We start from the raw sequence: 15,824 nt of genomic DNA on the forward strand, positions 1-15,824 counted from the left end.
ACCGCGAGTCGCGCACGTGCGACCACTCTACTGGCAGGGGCTCAGTCCTCTTCGCGGGAGAACTTCTGGCTGATGACCTGCGTGACACCCGCGCGCATCGTCACGCCGTACAGCGCGTCGCCGATCTCCATCGTGCGCTTCTGGTGGGTGATGATGAGCAGCTGCGAGTTCTCCTGCAGCCGCCGCAGCAGATCCAGCAGGCGGCCGAGGTTCACGTCGTCGAGCGCCGCCTCCACCTCGTCCATCAGGTAGAACGGGCTGGGGCGGGCGCGGAAGATCGCGACCAGCAGCGCCAGCGCGGTCAGGGACCGCTCGCCGCCGGAGAGCAGCGAGAGCCGCTTGACCTTCTTGCCGGGCGGGCGCGCCTCGACCTCGACGCCGGTGCGCAGCAGGTCGTCCGGGTCGGTGAGCAGGATGCGGCCCTCGCCGCCGGGGAAGACGGTCTGGAAGACGTTCTCGAACTCGCGGGCGGTGTCCGCGAAGGCCTCGGCGAAGACCTGCTGGATGCGGTCGTCGACCTCCTTCACGACGGTGGTGAGGTCGGCGCGGGTCTTCTTGACGTCCTCGAGCTGCTCGTTGAGGAACTTGTAGCGCTCCTCGAGGGCGGCGAACTCCTCGAGCGCGAGCGGGTTGACCTTGCCGAGGAGTTTGAGTTCGCGCTCGCCGCGGGCGGCGCGCTTCTCCATCGTGGCGCGGTCGAACTCGTAAGGCCCGGGTTCCGGCCTGCCCTTCTCCAGCGCGGCGTTGACCTCCTCGGTGCTGGGCGGCACGAGCTGGTCGGGTCCGTACTCGGCCAGGAGGGTCTCGATGTCGACGCCGAACTCGGCTCCGGCCTTCTCCTCGAGCTGCTCGATGCGCAGGCGCTGCTCGGCGCGGGCGACCTCGTCGCGGTGGGCGGCGGAGGTGATGCGTTCGAGTTCGGCGGCCGTGGCTCCGGCGCGGTTGCGGAGGTCGGCGAGGGCGGCTTCGCGGCGGGTCTGCTCGGCGGCGACCTGGTCGCGTTCGATCGCCGCGGCCTCGAGGGAGTCGGTGAGCGCGACGCCGGCGTTCTCGGCCGCCTCGGCGACGAGCGCGGCGACCTTCGCGCCGCGGGCGCGGGCGGCGCGGCGGGCCTCGGCGCGGGCGCGCGCGGCGCGCTCGGACTGGGCCTGACGGGCGAGGGCGTCGGCCCGGCCGGCGAGCGCGGAGGCGCGCTCTTCGGCGGTGCGGACGGAGAGGCGGGTCTCCATCTCGTTCTGGCGGGCGGCGTCGAGTGCGCGGGAGAGGACGTCGCGCTCGTCGGTGGAGGGCTCCTCGATCGCGGGGAGCGATTCGAGTTCCTCGAGGCGCGCTTCGAGGTCGGTGAGCCCGGCGGCGTCGGTCTCGCGGGCGGCCTGGGCGCGGTCCTTGGCCTGCTGGAGGCGGGCGACCTCGGCTTCGGCGCTGCGGGCGGCGGCGCCGAGTTCGGCGAGGCGGCGGGCGAGGACACTGTGCGCGGCCTCGGCCTGGCGCTGCGCGGTGCGCACCGCTTCGGCGGCGGCCTCGGCTTCGGCGTGGGCTTCGCGGGCGGCCTCGTACTGCTCGCGCAGCTGGGCGGCGAGGGACTCGGAGCCGAGCTTGCGGTCGCGGGCCTCGTCGACGGCGGCCTGGATCTCGATGTAGGACTGGGCTTTCGCGGAGCCGCCGAAGGCGGTCGCCGCGCCGAGGACGTCGCCCGCGCGGGTGACGGCGGTGAGCTGCGGGTGGGCGTCCACGATGGCGCGGGCGGCGTCGAGGTCGTCGGCGACGCACATCCCGGCGAGCACGGCGCGGACGGTGGAGGCGAGTTCGGCCGGTGCCGAGACCATGTCGGCGACGGCCTTGCAGCCGCTCGGCAGGTCCACATGCGTCGTTGCACCTGCTGCCAGGCCGCGCTCGATCAAGAACGCGGCTTGTCCGCCGTCCTCGTCGCGGAGGAACCGCAGCGCCTCTGCGGCGCTGGCGGGATCGGCGACGGCGATGGCGTCGGCGAGGCGGCCGAGCGCGGCGGCGAGCACGGACTCGTAGCCGGGTTCGACGGTGAGGAGCGCGGCGACGGAGCCGAGGACGCCGGGCATGGCCTCATCGCGGGCGAGGAGCGCGGCGGCGCCGTCCTTGCGGCGCAGGCCGACGGCGAGGGCTTCCTCGCGGGCGGCCCACTGCGAGGCTTCACGGTCGGCCTCGCGCTCGGCGGCCTGGAGGCGGTCCGCCGCAGCCTTGGCGGCCGCGACACGGGCCTTGGCTTCGGCGACGGCTTCGTCGAACTCGGTGTTCGATTCGACCGCTTCGTTCTCGGCCTCGGCTTCGGCGTAGGCCTCGGCGGCGGCTTCGGCGCGTTCGCGGGCCTCGGCGAGCGCGATGTTGGCGCGTTCGAGTTCTTCGGCGGCGGCGGCGGTGCGGGTCTGCAGGGAGTCGACGCGGCCGCGCAGGGTGGCGAGGGCTTCGCGGCGCTCGGCGGCGGCCTTCACGGCGGTGACGATGCGCTGCTCGGCCTCTGCGAGCGCTGCTTCGGTCTCCTCACGGGCCTCCACGGCGGAGGAGAGCCGTTCGGAGTCCTCCGCGATGGACTCGCGCAGTTCGACCTCCTGCTCGCGGATGCGCTCGGCTTCGGTCTCGAGGACGTCGGGGTCGCGCCCGGCGCGGTCGTCGACGGCGTCCTCGGAGAGGTAGCGGCGGCGCTCGGCGGCGAGCTGGGCGGTCGAGCGCAGGCGTTCGGCCACGGCCTGGAGGCGGTACCAGGTCTCCTGGAGCCGGGCGAGGCGCGGCTTGTCCGCGGCGTGAGCGGCCTCGACCTCACCCACCTGGGCGTTGAGGCGCTCGTGCTCGTCGGCGAGGACTTCCTTGCGCTCCTTCAGGGCCTCTTCGTCGGCGAGGTCCTTGGCGATGTTGCCGCGCAGCGACGTGAGGTCGTCGGCGAGGAGGCGCAGGCGGGCCTCGCGCAGGTCCATCTGGATGGTCTGGGCGCGGCGGGCGAGCTCGGCCTGGCGGCCGAGGGGCTTGAGCTGGCGGCGCAGTTCGCCGGTGAGGTCGGCGAGGCGGTCGAGGTTGCCCTGCATGCCCTCGAGCTTGCGGAGGGCCTTCTCCTTGCGCTTGCGGTGCTTGAGGACGCCCGCGGCCTCTTCGATGAACGCGCGGCGGTCCTCAGGGCGGGCGTGCAGGTAGGAGTCGAGCTTGCCCTGGCCGACGAGGACGTGCATCTCGCGGCCGATACCGGCGTCGGAGAGCAGGTCCTGCACGTCGAGGAGGCGGCAGCGGTCACCGTTGATCTCGTATTCGCCCTCGCCGGAGCGGAACATGCGGCGGGTGATCGAGACTTCGGAGTAGTCGATGGGGATGGCGCCGTCGGAGTTGTCGATGGTCAAGGTGACCTCGGCGCGGCCGAGCGCGGGGCGGCCGGTGGTGCCGGCGAAGATGACGTCCTCCATCTTGCCGCCGCGCAGGGACTTCGCGCCCTGCTCGCCGAGGACCCAGGCGATGGCGTCGACGACATTGGACTTCCCGGAGCCGTTCGGGCCCACGACGCAGGTGATCCCCGGTTCGAAACGCAGGGTCGTGGCCGAGGCGAAGGACTTGAAGCCCTTCAGCGTGAGGCTCTTCAGGTACAACGGTCGCTCCGGGCTGGTGTGCGTCGGTTCGGGTGCGGGACCGCCCCAGCCTACAAGGCCGCCGTCACGGAGCGTGGTATATCAAAGGCCCCAAAGGGGACGAACCGGGGAGGGATCGGCGGGGATATCGGCGGGCGCGGCGGGCCCGACGGCCCCTGAACATGACAATGCGCGCCGGCTGTCCCGCAGCAGGCGCGCTGGTGTTCCGTTGTCGCGAGACGAAACTAGGTCAACGCGGGCTCTTGCAGCCGCATCAACTCCTCGACATGATCGTGCTCGATCTCGTCTTCTCGGGCCCGCAGCTCGGCAAGCTCGGACTCGAGGTTACGTACTCGCGCGCGTAGCTGGACCACTTCTTCGAGCAGGCGCTTGTTGGGAGCCTGGCCGATGTGGCCGTAGAGGGCTTTCGCCATGGTTTCTCCTTGCGATCACGTCGACTGGTGGCGTTGGCGTACGCACCATGAAAACGTCGCATTTTGCTGAGTGAATTTTTTTAGCCGCTGGGGCCGATTGCCCCTAGCCGGACCAGTGGAGCACGGCTCGTGAACACTGGCCGTCTCCTGACATCATCCGCCTGATCGACGGTTCTCGTCAAGCTTTGCACATGCTTTGCCCACTGGATTCGACGGGGGTCACACCTGAGGGGGGTGCCTCGCGGCCGATCGCGGCCGAACTGGTCCGTGCACGGGCCGCCAGAACCTGGTAAGGTCCCGGAAAATCCGAACGATCTACACGTAACGCCACGTGACGAGGCCGTACCCTCATGCGAAGACTCCAGGGCGGACGCCACCGCGACCGCGCCGAGCAGCGCCGCCGGATGCTCATGATCATCCCGGCGGTCTTCGGCCTCACGGCCGGCGCGACCTCACTGTGGGCGCTCGGATCGCCACTCGACGGCCTCGCCGTCTCAGGCGACGCCCCCACCACCGCAGTCGTCGAGACCACCCCCGCGGAAGACCCCTCGTCCCCTGAGGCCCCGGGGCAGGCCGCGCCCGGCGAAGCGGGCATGCGCACGCAGGAGGCCGAGGAAGTCCCCACCACCGAGACGCCCGAGGAGACCACCGAGGCGCCTACCGAAGCCGACGACGGCGGATCGGGCGACGGCGAGGGCGGGGCCGAATCCAGCCCCCACGCCGACGTCGAGGCCGCCGTGGCCGACCTCGTGAACGATGAGCGCGCCGAAGCCGGTTGCGGCGCCTTGGAACGCGACCCCCGCCTCGACGCGGCCGCCCGCCTCCACGCGGAGGACATGGCGGTCAACGACTACTTCGACCACACCTCGCAGGACGGCCGCGGCCCGACCGAACGGGCCGCCGAGCAGGGCTACGAAGGCGGCGTCGGCGAGAACATCGCCGCGGGATACCCGGACGCCGAGGCCGTGATGGAGGGCTGGATGCACTCCGACGGGCACCGAGCCAACATCCTCAACTGCGGTTACAGCGTGATCGGCATCGGCGTCGCCGACCGCGACGGCACCCTCTACTGGGTCCAGAACTTCGGGTAGCGAGCCTGCATTATCGCAGGTGAAGACCGCTGGAACCTCTTACTGTCGTCCATCCGACTCAACGCTGGACTGAATGATTACCAACAGTCATGCTGGGATGGCCGCCCGCTGAGGCGCGCATCTGGGGAGGCGACCAAAAAACCTGAAGGACGAGGTGCCAACCGTGCGTGTCATGCTGTACGACCCGAATCAGGTCTTCTCCGCCAGCATTCGACCCCTGCTCCACCGACGCGGTGACATCCCAGTGGAGGCCAGGACCGCGAAAGCGCTCGTGGCGGCGGATGCGCAGATCGACTGCTGCCTGGTCGCACTCGAGGCGGTCTCCCGGAACCGGGTCCTGACCGACTGCAAGCGGCCGCTCTTCCTCATCACCGACCGCGAGGACGGCTCGGTCCTCCGCAAAGCCGTCTCGGTCTCCGCCGCCGGGATAGCCAACACCCACATCATGCCCGGCGACCTGCTGGAAGCCATCGACCGCGGGCTCCTCAGTCCGCCCTACTACGATCCGCAGCTCCTGCGCGCGGCCCTTCAGCCGGCCCCACTCCTCGGCGAGCACGACGCACTCGAACTCGCGCACCATCTGACACCGAGAGAGGACGACGTGCTGCGCCGCATCGTCCGCGGCGAGCCCACGGCGCAGATGGCCACGCAGATGGGCGTCTCGGTGTCCACCGTCCGCTCGCACGTCCAGAACGTGCTCGGCAAACTCGGCGTCAACTCGCGGCTCGCGGCCATCGCCTTCGCCATCAACTACGGCATCGACACGGTCAGGGAGCAGCACCCGCAGCTCAGCTGAGCCGCGGGAGCGGCGCGCTCCCGAAGGCCCATACTTGAGCGGTGCCAGAACTTCCCGAAGTAGAGACCGTCCGCCGCGGGGTCGATCAGGCCTTCCGCGGCGGACGCATTCACAGCGTCGAGGTCTACAACCCGCGGACCGTGCGCCGCCACGCCCCCGGCGTCGACGATTTCTGCAGGCACGTGCAAGGGCTCACGATCACCGGCAGCGGGCGCCGCGGCAAGTTCATGTGGCTCGAACTCGATGACCGCCGGGCCCTCGTGTGCCACCTCGGCATGAGCGGCCAGTTCCTGGTGATCACCCACGAGCGCGAGGCGCACAAGCACCTGCGGGTCCGGCTGCGTTTCACCGACGGACGCGAACTGTGGTTCGTCGATCAGCGCACGTTCGGGTTCCTGGAACTGGCCGAGATGGACGGGCCGGTGCCGGCGACCTTGGCGCACATCGCCCCTGACGTGTTCGAGGACGAGTTCGACGCGGACGCCTGCGTCGCGAAGCTCCTGCGTCGCCGCATCGAGGTCAAGAAGGCCCTGCTCGACCAGCGCTGGATCAGCGGCGTCGGGAACATCTACGCCGACGAGGCGCTGTGGCGCGCCCGACTGCGCGGCAGGAGAAGCGGCGACTCGATCTCGAAGCGCAAGGCCATGGAGCTGATCGGCCACGTCAAGGACGTGCTCGCCGAGGCGCTCGACGCGGGAGGGACCTCGTTCGACAGGCTGTACGTCGACGCCAACGGCGAGAACGGGTACTTCGCCCGCGAACTCGCGGTCTACGGCCGTGCGGGACAGCCGTGCAAACGCTGCGGCACGCCGATCAGACGGGAGGTCATCGGCGACCGATCGGCCCACTACTGCCCGAAATGCCAGCGTTGAGCCACGCTTTCGGGTGACACGAGCGCCACCGGGCCACCGTTTCGTCGGACCCCCGCGCCACGCTGGAGGCTACATTCCCCTCTCGTGGTGGGTGGGGGTTGGTGGACGGGGGTTTCGGCCGCGGCGCAAACGCGAGGGGCGGAACCGAAACCGGTTCCGCCCCCTCTTCGCGAAGCCTGCAAGTCATGAAGCCGCTTCGCGACTATGTCGTGATCACCGCTGTTTCACGCCCAGGCGTTCTGACAGGACCTGCCAGGCCAGCTGGGCGGCGATCTGCTCGGCGTCCTTCTTGGAACCGCCGGAGCCCTCGCCGAACTCCTCGCCGGCCACGACCGCCCAGGCCGTGAACTGCTTGGCGTGGTCGGGTCCGGACTCGCTGATCCGGTACTCGGGCACGCCGAGTCCGGAGTCGGCCGTCAACTCCTGAAGGCTGGTCTTCCAGTCCAGGGCCGCGCCCTGACCGGCCGCGGCCTCCATGAGCGGGTCGAAGAACCGGTGCACCACGGTCTTGGCCGTTTCCACGCCGTACTGCAGGTAGACGGCGCCGAGCAGCGCCTCCACCGCATCGGCGAGGATCGAGTTCTTGCCGCGACCGCCCGAGGTCTCCTCGCCCTTGCCGAGCAGGAGATGCGGGCCGATCCCGCCGGCGCCCATGCGACGCGCCACCCCGGCCAGCGCCTTCATGTTCACCACGGACGCGCGCAGGCGCGCGAGCTGCCCTTCGGGCAGGTCGGGGTGATCCTGGTAGAGCGCGGTGGTGACCACCAGGCTGAGCACGGAGTCCCCGAGGAACTCCAGGCGCTCATTGGTGGGCAGTCCGCCGTGCTCGTAGGCGTAGGAGCGGTGTGTCAGGGCGAGACGCAGCAGTTCGGGGTCGATATCGCTGACCCCGAACACCGCTTCGAAATGTTGTACTGCCTTGTCGCCCATGTGCGGGAGGACTTTAGGCCTCGAGGACCTGACGGCCCCTGTAGGTGCCGCAGGTCTCGCAGACCTGGTGGCCGCGCTTCTTGGCGTGGCACTGCGGGCACTCGATCAACTGGATCGGGGCAGCTTTCCACTGCGACCGACGGTGTCGGGTGTTGCTGCGCGACATACGACGCTTCGGAACAGCCACTTCAGAACTCCATACCTATACGCTTACGCTGTGCTATTTCGATTCGCCGTCATTGTCGGCGAGTCGAAGCTTCTCCAAGCCCGCCCAACGGGGGTCCACGGTCTCGTGAACGTGGTCGTCGGGCAGTTCGTCCCAGGGAACGCCGCATTCGGCGCACAATCCCGGGCAGTCAGGTCGGCACAGCGGGGTGACTGGCATCGCCAGCACCAGCGCGTCCCGGACCGCGGGCTCCAGATCGAGCAGATCCCCCTCGAGCCGCAAGATCTCGTCGGCTTCTGTGGTCGCTTCGGTGACGGAGCCTTCATAAGCGTACAGCTCCTGCACCTGGACGCTGAGAGCGTCCTGCACCGGTGCGAGGCACCTCGCACACTCGCCTTCGGCGACCGCCTCGACCTGGCCGGTGGCGAGCACGCCTTCGCTGACGCCGGTGAGGTGGACGTCGAGGTCGAGGACCGCGCCCTGGGGGACCGCGTACACCGCTTCGAGGCCGTAGGCCTCGGGTGCGGGGATCTCGCGCGCGACGTGCATCGTCGTGCCCGCGCCACGCAGCTCCGCGGTGTCGAACACCAGCGGCGCGGCGGGATCCAGAGCGGTCGTCGTCATGGGTGTACTGCGGTCCTTCGATAGGGAGGTGCGCCTCGATCGAGGCCGACCGGTAATGCTACATCAGCGGCGGCAGCGGCCCCAACCCAGGTGGCGGGCACCGTGACGCGACTCCTGCCCCTGGACGCGGGCGCGCGGGAGCACCGGCCGTCGCCGGTCGGCGCACTCCCTAGAATTGCGGCAGCGGCTTCTCTTCTTCGACGGGTTCCTGCGGCGAGGGCGCGAAGGTGCCGATCTCCCGGAGGGTGTGCATCTTGTCGCGGCCGCGCTCCACGCCCGAGAGGGCGCGGTGCAGGAACTGCTCGAAGTTGGCGAGCGTCGTGTCGACGTACTCGTCCACCTCGTCGCGCAGCCGCTGCGCCTCGCCGCGGGCCTCCGCGATGATGCGGTTGCCCTCGTGCTCGGCGGAGACGGTGATCTCGTGGCGGGAGACGAGCCGCGCGTGCTCGGTCTCGCCCTCGGTGATGATCCGCTCGGCTTCGCGTTCGCCGGCGTCGATGATCTTGTCGCGCTCTTGGAGCATGGCCTCGGCGCGACGCAGGTCGCCGGGGAGTTCGTTCTGGAGCTCTTCGAGCATGGCGATCATCTCGGCCCGGTCCACTTTGCAGGCCCGGGACATGGGCACGGCCTTGGCCTGCTCCACGTAGGCGATGATCTCTTCGATCCGGTCGAGCGCACCCACCGATTTGCTCCCGTCGATGTCAGTCATGGGGACATTGTCCCGGATGAGGGTGTGAAACGTGGCTAATCCTGCCCCAAACGCTCGATCAGTCGCGATTGGACGATTTCAGGCGCGTAGGGCGAGATGTCGCCGCCCCATTTCGCCACGTCCTTGACCATCGAGGACGACAGGAAGGAGTACAGGGGGTTGGTCGGAATGAAGACCGTCTCGATGCCTCGCAACCCGTAGTTCATTTGGGCCATCTGCAGTTCGTAGTCGAAGTCCGAGACCGCGCGGACGCCTTTGACGAGTACACCGGCGCCGTGCTTCTGGCAGAAGTCGACGACGAGCCCCCGGAAGGACGCCACTCGTATGTTGGGAATGTCCGTGGTGGTCTCGCGGAGGAGTTCCACCCGCTCCTCGACGCTGAACAGCGCGTTCTTGGAGGCGTTGTGGAAGACCGCGACCCAGACCTCATCGTACAGCTGGGCGGCGCGTCCGAAGATGTCGAGATGACCGTAGGTCACCGGATCGAATGAACCGGGGCACACGGCGATGCGAGCTTCAGGTTTCACAGGGCGTGACCGTAGCAAAGGGCCGTGGTGCCGTAGCGCCGGACGCGGTCTTCTGCGATCTTGTCCGGCCACGGGACGGAGGCGTCCTTGCCGCCGCGTTCGACCACCACGTCGGCGTCCTCGGCGAGCCAGCCGTTCGCGACCAGCGCAACCAGCACATCGGCGATGGCGGTGTCGGTGACCGCGTAGGGCGGGTCGGCGAAGACGATGTCGAACGGCTCGACCGGTCCGTTCTGGAGGGCCTTCTCGACAGGGGCGCAGATCACTTCCGCGCCGGTGACGCCGAGGTCGGCGATGTTGCGGCGCAAGAGCTTCGCGGTGAGCACGTGCGACTCGACGAAGAGCGCCGACGCGGCACCGCGCGAGAGCGCCTCGAGGCCGACCGCGCCGGACCCGGCGTAGAGGTCGGCGAAGCGCAGTCCGTCGAGGTCGCCGCCGGGGGCGAGCGAGTTGAACAGCGCTTCGCGGACGCGGTCGGAGGTGGGCCGGGTGCGGTCCCCCGGGGGCGTGGCGAGGCGGCGGCCCTTGAGGCTGCCGGCGATGATCCTAGTCATTTGCCCCCAACAATAATGCGGCGCGGCGCGAGCCGTCAGTCGTGCCGCGGTGCGATGCGGGCGACCCGTCGCGCGGCGAGCGCCGCCGGTTCGCCGCGATGCGGCTCGCGGGTGTCCCTTCGGTGTTCACGGCGGTCGTCCGAGCACGGTGCACGCAGGACCGGGTCGTGGCCCCGAGCCTTCCAGCCTTCCCGATTCGCTCGGGTCAGCCCTTCTCCAGGAACTCGCCGCGGTCGGCGGCGAGGTCGTCGACGAGCGCGGCCAGGCCCGGCTCGGCCTTGAGCTTTGGATCAGCCCGGATGAGCTCGGTCGCCGCGGCGCGGGCCGCCTCGATGATGTCGGCGTCCTTCAACAGCGACAGGAGCTTCACGTGCGATTTCATGCCCGACTGGGCCGCGCCGAGGACGTCGCCCTCGCGGCGCTGCTCCAGGTCGAGTTCGGCCAGCGCGAAACCGTCGGTGGTCGAGGCGACCGCGTCGAGGCGCTCGCGGGAGGAGGAGCCTTCGGCGGCTTCGCTCACGAGCAGGCACAGGCCGGGATGGGCGCCGCGGCCGACGCGGCCGCGGAGCTGGTGGAGCTGGGAGATGCCGAAGCGCTCGGCGTCGAGCACGACCATGGCTGTGGCGTTGGGCACGTTGACGCCCACTTCGATGACGGTGGTCGCCACGAGCACGTCGATCTCGCCCGCGGCGTAGGCGCGCATGACGCGGTCCTTCTCGTCGGCGTCGAGTCGCCCGTGCAGGAGGCCGAGCCGCAGGCCGCTGAGGGCGCCGGCGCGGAGCTGCTCGATCACGTCGACGACGGCCAGCGGCGGGCGCTTGTCGCCGTCGGTTTCGACGAAGGCTTCGGGCTCGTCGCCGTTGGCGGTCTTCTGGTCGGAGTCGCCGACGCGCGGGCATACGACGTAGGCCTGGCGTCCGGCGGCGACCTCCTCGCGCACGCGGTTCCAGGTGCGCGCCATCCAGCGCTGGTCGGTGTAGGGCACGACGTGGGTGGCGATGGGGGTGCGCCCGGCCGGGAGCTCGGTGAGGCGGCTGGTCTCCAGGTCGCCGTAGACGGTCATGGCGACGGTGCGCGGGATCGGGGTGGCGGTCATGACGAGCGTGTGCGGTGTCCGGCTCGCTTTGGCGCGCAAGGCGTCGCGCTGCTCGACGCCGAAGCGGTGCTGCTCGTCGACGACGACGAAGCCGAGCTCGGCGAAGTCGACGCCGTCGTAGAGGAGGGCGTGCGTGCCGATGACGATCCCGGCGGTGTTGGTCTTGACCTCGTCGAGGACGGTGCGGCGCTGCGCGGCCGTGGCCGAGCCGGTGAGGAGCGCGACGCGGGTGGCTTCGGGCGGTGCGCCGCGCCCGGAGGAGTTCTCGAGTTCGGCAATGAGGTCGGCGCCGCCGCGGGCGAGGTCGCCGAGCATTTCGACGATGGACCGGTGGTGCTGGGCCGCCAGGACCTCGGTGGGCGCGAGGAGCGCCGCCTGGCCGCCGTGGGCCACGACTTGGAGCATCGCTCGCAGCGCGACGAGGGTCTTGCCGGAGCCGACGTCGCCTTGGAGGAGGCGGTGCATCGGGTGCTCCCCCGCGAGTTCGGCGGCGATCTCGTCGCCGACCTGGCGCTGGCCCTCGGTGAGCGCGAACGGGAGGCGGGCGTCGAAGGCCTCGAGGAGCGCGCCGCCGCGGGCGTAGGCGGTGGCGGCCTCACCGGCGGCCTCGGCCTTGCGGCGTACGAGGACGGCCTGGAGGACCAGGGCCTCCTGCCATTTGAGGCGCTTCTTGGCCGCGCCGAGGGCTTCGTGGGAGTCGGGTCGGTGGATCTGGCGCAGCGCGGTGCCGTAGTCGAGGAGGTTCAGGCTTTCGCGCAGCGAGCGCGGGAGCGGATCAGGCGGGTTCGGGACCATGTCGAGGACCGTGTGGATGGCCTTGGCGATGTTCCAGGTCGGGATCTCGGCGGTGGCCGGGTAGACGGGGATGAGCGTCCCGGCGAACTCCTCGATCGCGCTCACCGCGGTGTCGGCGGGCCCGGCGACGGCGTCCTCGGCGAGGAGCCGGTACTGCGGCGAGTTGAGTTGGAGGCGGCCGCGGAACTGGGCGACCTTGCCCGCGAACAGGCCCCAGCGTCCGGCGACGAGTTCCTTCGCCCGCCAGGGCTGGTTGAAGAACGTGAGGGTGAGCGAGCGCCCGGCCTCGTCGGCCACGATCACTTCGAGGAGGTCGCGGGGTTTGCCGCCCGGCCGCCCTCCGCGGCCGCCTCTGTCATGGGCGGAGGCTTTGGGGACGAACGACTTGGGTATGGCGGCGCGCACCTGCGCGGCGACCGTGACGTCCTCTCCGATCTGGAGTGCGCCGAGGTCGGTGCGCTCGCCTCGTTGGGCGTAGCGGAACGGATAGTGTCCGAGAAGGTCGCCCACGGTGTCGAGGCCCAGTCCCTCGCTGAGGGCCTCCACCGTCTTCTTGCCCAGGACCTCTCGCAGCCGGGTCTCCAGCCCAATGGTCATTCGGCTCCTAGCAGCAACAGTGGTTCGTCGTCTCCGGCGGGCAGCTGCTGGATCTCCACGAGCGGCCACGCCTCATGCACATGATCGCTCAAGGCTGTGACAATCCCGGCGTTCGAACCGGCACCGGGCAGGACCGTGAGGAGTTCGGCGCCGTTCGAGCAGAGCCGGTCGGCGAGATCGCGGGCCGCTTCCTCCACCGTGTCGAGCACGCCGAAGTCCGCTTCGCCGACGACGACCGCGATGCCCTCGGCCTCGGCACGGAGCTCGCCGGTGCGGCAGGAACTGATCGCCTCGGCCATGGCGGCGACGTCGTCGTCGAACTGCCGCTCGGGGTCGTGGACGGCGACGGCCGCGACGGCCTGCACGAGGGTGCCGGTGGCGAGGACGGTCGCCCGGTGTCCCTCGCTCCGGACGGATTCTGCGGCGCGGTGCGCGGCGCGCTCGGCGTCGAGGCTGTCGGTGAGCACGACCGCGTTGCCCACGCCGTCGGCGAGGGCCGCGGCGAGTTCGGTGCCGACGGTGGCGGCGGTCGCGGTGCGGCAGCCTTCGCCGGCGAGGAATTCGCGCATCCCCGCGGCGTCGGTGACGACGACGAGGGCCCGCGTCGGCGCCTCGGTCTCCTGGACCGGTCGGCGCGCGGGCGCGGCGTGCATGCGGGCGCTCGCGTGGCCCCCGAGGGTGTCGTCGAAGCGGGTCACGGAGATGCGGTGCACGCGGCCGCGTTCGATCCCGGCCTCGATGGCCGCGCCGATGTCGTTGACGTGCACGTGGACGTTGAACGTGGTGACGGCCTCGGCGGCGCGCGAGCCGATGATGACCACTGAGTCGCCGAGCGCGGTGAGGTCGTGCCGCAGGTCGGCGGCGGCCGCCGCGTTCGCTTCGAGGAGGTACTGGACCTCGTAGCCGAAGACCTCGGAACCGGTCTCGCGCGGCACCTCCTCGACCTCGGACACGGTCCGCACGCGATGGCGTTCGAGGAGGTCGAGCGCCCCCGTCGAAACCGAGCCGGTGAGGGTCTCGACGAGCGCCTCGAGGATCACGGTGAGCGCGAGGCCCCCGGCGTCCACCACCCCGGCGCGGGCGAGCGCGGGCAGCTGGCCGGGGGTGGCCGCGACGGCCTCGGCCGCGGCCTCAGCGGCGGCGCGGGCGGCCGAGACGAGCCCGAACGGGGCGGCCTTCCCGGCCGCTGAGGCGGCGGCTTCGGCGACGGTGAGGATGGTGCCGGCCGTCGGGACGGCGACGGCGGCGGTGGCGGCGTCGGTCGCGGAGCGCAGTCCGGCGGCGAAGCCCTTCGCGTCGATCTCGTCGCTGTTCCAGACGTCCGCGAGCCCGCGGAGCATCTGCGCGAGGATCACGCCGGAGTTGCCGCGGGCCGAGAGCAGCGCGCGCCCGGAGGCCTCGTCGAGCAGCGCTTCGAGTCGGAGCCTGGGCGTGGCGCCTTGGAAGGCGGCCTGGAGGGTCGCGACCATGTTCGTCGCCGTGTCCGAATCGGCCACGGGGAACACGTTGAGCTCGTCGACGCCGCGGCGGTGGCGGGTCAACGTGTCGATGCCGCGCGCGGCCCACTCACGCATGATGTCGGCGTCGAGGACCTGGCGTCCGGTTTCAGGGATTTCGGCCACGGGCCATGAGGATACGCCCCTGCGGCGTCCGGCGGAAGCGCAAGTGGCCGAGCCGGGCGGGGACGAAACGGCCCGCACGTTCGCACGTGCGGGCCGGTCGATGCCTATGCGCTGGTCACGAGCCGAAGCTGAGGCTGTTGCGGGCCGCTTCGAGCGCTTCGACCTGGTCGGCGGTGGCCGAGCCGACGAAGCCCACGTAGCCGTCGCCGTTGATGATGACCGCGGTCATCACGGTCAGATCGCCGACGGTGAAGGTGTCGAACACTGCCTCCCGGGCGTCGACCCGGTACGGCGCCGCGGTGGCGCCCTCAGCGGTGCCGCCCGCCCAGGTCGCGGCCAGGCCTTGCAGCGTCAGGCTGAGGTCGTTGGAGGTCACGCCCTCACCGGCGCCGATCACTGCGGGGTCGAGGGCGCCGAAGAACACCGTCGGTCCGCCGTCTCCCAGAATGAGTCCGGTCGCTTCCGTGAAGACGGCGGGCGGGTTCTCCGCCGCGGCCGAGTTCTCCGGGGCCAGGATGCTCAGCCCGGAAGCATCGGCGGCCACTTCGGGTTTCACCGTCTCGGCGGCTCCGGTCTCGATCGTGCCGGTCGGGTCACCGCCGTCGCCGTCGCCATCGCCGTCCAGCGGGTTGAAGAGGATGAAACCGCCGACGCCGAGAGCCAGCGCGACGACGACGATGCCGGCGACGATGAGCCACATCGGGCCCTTGCCGCCCTTCTTCTTGTTCTTGCGCTGGATCGTGTCGGGAGCACCCCACGGCTGGGCGCCGCCGCCCGAGACCGGGACTAGCTGACCGCCCTGGGGTCCGAACTGACCGCCGCCGAACGGCGGCTGGCCGACCGGGGACGAGACGGGCATGCCGGAGACCGGCATTCCCGAAGCGGGGATCGAGGAGACGGGCGGCATCCCGGAGACCGGCATACCCGAGACGGGCATGCCGCCGGCGGGGCCGAACGGATCCGAGGCCGCCTGAGGCGGCGGAGACGCCTGGAAGGGCTGCTGCGGTTGTGCGGGCATGCCCTGGAAGTTCTGCTGCATCGGCGCGTCGAACGGAGAGACGGGGACACCCGGAGGCGGACCGAACTGCTGTGGTGAGGGCTGGCCGGGTCCGCCGACGTACTTGACGGTCCCGTCCTCTTCGACCGGGCCCTGCCGGCCCGACTGCGCCATGCGCTGGCTTTCCGGCGACCACGGCGCCTCCTCCTGAGGAGGCTGCTCGTTCGGGCGGTACACCGGGGGCTGTTGCTGCGGCGGCTGCCAGCCGTCGGCAGGCTGCTGCGGGGTGTGGCTCATGTTCGACTCACCAAAGAAGATATGGGCATCGGCACATCGTGTGTATGCGGCCAGCCTACGGGATCTGAACCCATCCTAGAGTCACCAACGGTAGCCGACCGCGGCAGCCGCCACAGCGCAGTGCCGCCGCGGAGCG

General features: G+C 70.6%; 14 protein-coding genes. 3 read left to right on the forward strand and 11 right to left on the reverse strand.

The genetic code is table 11. The annotated features are described in order from the left end of the window. Window positions 1–41: 41 nt before the first annotated feature. On the reverse strand, window positions 42–3,602 hold the full coding sequence (gene smc, locus JHY01_RS08385) for a chromosome segregation protein SMC (RefSeq protein WP_205325178.1): 3,561 nt from the start codon (window positions 3,600–3,602) through the stop codon (window positions 42–44). A gap of 224 nt (window positions 3,603–3,826) precedes the next feature. Then, window positions 3,827–4,015: a hypothetical protein gene (locus JHY01_RS08390; RefSeq protein ID WP_205325179.1), complete on the reverse strand. Its 189-nt coding sequence runs from the start codon at window positions 4,013–4,015 to the stop codon at window positions 3,827–3,829. A 350-nt stretch (window positions 4,016–4,365) separates the two neighbouring features. On the opposite strand from JHY01_RS08390, the gene JHY01_RS08395 reads away from it, so the two are divergent. The 3 genes from JHY01_RS08395 (at window position 4,366) to mutM (ending at window position 6,774) form a co-directional block, all read left to right on the forward strand. Continuing rightward, window positions 4,366–5,106: a CAP domain-containing protein gene (locus tag JHY01_RS08395; protein WP_205325180.1), complete on the forward strand. Its 741-nt coding sequence runs from the start codon at window positions 4,366–4,368 to the stop codon at window positions 5,104–5,106. A 172-nt stretch (window positions 5,107–5,278) separates the two neighbouring features. Continuing rightward, window positions 5,279–5,902, forward strand: a complete 624-nt coding sequence (locus JHY01_RS08400; RefSeq protein WP_240192559.1) for a response regulator transcription factor — start codon at window positions 5,279–5,281, stop codon at window positions 5,900–5,902. A 41-nt stretch (window positions 5,903–5,943) separates the two neighbouring features. Continuing rightward, window positions 5,944–6,774, forward strand: a complete 831-nt coding sequence (gene mutM / locus JHY01_RS08405) for a bifunctional DNA-formamidopyrimidine glycosylase/DNA-(apurinic or apyrimidinic site) lyase (protein WP_205325182.1) — start codon at window positions 5,944–5,946, stop codon at window positions 6,772–6,774. A gap of 213 nt (window positions 6,775–6,987) precedes the next feature. Here the strand turns inward: mutM and rnc are convergent, their stop codons facing one another. The 9 genes from rnc to JHY01_RS08450 form a co-directional block, all read right to left on the reverse strand. Then, window positions 6,988–7,704 carry a ribonuclease III gene (rnc, locus tag JHY01_RS08410; RefSeq protein WP_205325183.1) on the reverse strand — a complete coding sequence of 239 codons (717 nt, stop codon included), beginning with the start codon at window positions 7,702–7,704 and terminating at the stop codon, window positions 6,988–6,990. Window positions 7,705–7,717: 13 nt separating this feature from the next. Beyond that, window positions 7,718–7,891: a 50S ribosomal protein L32 gene (rpmF, locus tag JHY01_RS08415; RefSeq protein WP_205325184.1), complete on the reverse strand. Its 174-nt coding sequence runs from the start codon at window positions 7,889–7,891 to the stop codon at window positions 7,718–7,720. Between the two features lie 33 nt (window positions 7,892–7,924). Next, window positions 7,925–8,494 carry a DUF177 domain-containing protein gene (locus tag JHY01_RS08420; RefSeq protein ID WP_205325185.1) on the reverse strand — a complete coding sequence of 190 codons (570 nt, stop codon included), beginning with the start codon at window positions 8,492–8,494 and terminating at the stop codon, window positions 7,925–7,927. 169 nt (window positions 8,495–8,663) lie between these two features. Continuing rightward, a complete protein-coding gene (locus JHY01_RS08425; RefSeq protein WP_205325186.1) occupies window positions 8,664–9,203 on the reverse strand; it encodes a hypothetical protein in 540 nt (179 codons plus the stop codon). 35 nt (window positions 9,204–9,238) lie between these two features. Beyond that, window positions 9,239–9,706, reverse strand: a complete 468-nt coding sequence (gene coaD / locus JHY01_RS08430) for a pantetheine-phosphate adenylyltransferase (RefSeq protein WP_374199511.1) — start codon at window positions 9,704–9,706, stop codon at window positions 9,239–9,241. Window positions 9,707–9,726: 20 nt separating this feature from the next. Continuing rightward, on the reverse strand, window positions 9,727–10,284 hold the full coding sequence (rsmD, locus tag JHY01_RS08435; protein ID WP_205325188.1) for a 16S rRNA (guanine(966)-N(2))-methyltransferase RsmD: 558 nt from the start codon (window positions 10,282–10,284) through the stop codon (window positions 9,727–9,729). A 205-nt stretch (window positions 10,285–10,489) separates the two neighbouring features. Beyond that, window positions 10,490–12,772 (reverse strand): ATP-dependent DNA helicase RecG, encoded by a 2,283-nt coding sequence (gene recG / locus JHY01_RS08440; protein WP_205325189.1) that lies wholly within the window; start codon window positions 12,770–12,772, stop codon window positions 10,490–10,492. Continuing rightward, a complete protein-coding gene (locus tag JHY01_RS08445; RefSeq protein WP_205325190.1) occupies window positions 12,769–14,394 on the reverse strand; it encodes a DAK2 domain-containing protein in 1,626 nt (541 codons plus the stop codon). The genes recG and JHY01_RS08445 overlap by 4 nt, the downstream gene beginning before the upstream one ends. A gap of 115 nt (window positions 14,395–14,509) precedes the next feature. Next, on the reverse strand, window positions 14,510–15,688 hold the full coding sequence (locus JHY01_RS08450; RefSeq protein WP_205325191.1) for a hypothetical protein: 1,179 nt from the start codon (window positions 15,686–15,688) through the stop codon (window positions 14,510–14,512). Between the last annotated feature and the right edge of the window lie 136 nt (window positions 15,689–15,824).

The sequence above is a fragment of the Glycomyces sp. YM15 genome (assembly GCF_016918015.1).
Lineage (GTDB): Bacteria > Actinomycetota > Actinomycetes > Mycobacteriales > Micromonosporaceae > Glycomyces.

Coding starts and splice junctions, on each gene's coding strand:
- JHY01_RS08390 (WP_205325179.1), bottom strand. CDS start 4,015: ATGGCGAAAGCCCTCTACGGCCACATCGGCCAGGCTCCCAACAAGCGC.
- JHY01_RS08395 (WP_205325180.1), top strand. CDS start 4,366: ATGCGAAGACTCCAGGGCGGACGCCACCGCGACCGCGCCGAGCAGCGC.
- JHY01_RS08400 (WP_240192559.1), top strand. CDS start 5,279: ATGCTGTACGACCCGAATCAGGTCTTCTCCGCCAGCATTCGACCCCTG.
- rnc (WP_205325183.1), bottom strand. CDS start 7,704: ATGGGCGACAAGGCAGTACAACATTTCGAAGCGGTGTTCGGGGTCAGC.
- JHY01_RS08420 (WP_205325185.1), bottom strand. CDS start 8,494: ATGACGACGACCGCTCTGGATCCCGCCGCGCCGCTGGTGTTCGACACC.
- JHY01_RS08425 (WP_205325186.1), bottom strand. CDS start 9,203: ATGACTGACATCGACGGGAGCAAATCGGTGGGTGCGCTCGACCGGATC.
- rsmD (WP_205325188.1), bottom strand. CDS start 10,284: ATGACTAGGATCATCGCCGGCAGCCTCAAGGGCCGCCGCCTCGCCACG.
- recG (WP_205325189.1), bottom strand. CDS start 12,772: ATGACCATTGGGCTGGAGACCCGGCTGCGAGAGGTCCTGGGCAAGAAG.
- JHY01_RS08450 (WP_205325191.1), bottom strand. CDS start 15,688: ATGAGCCACACCCCGCAGCAGCCTGCCGACGGCTGGCAGCCGCCGCAG.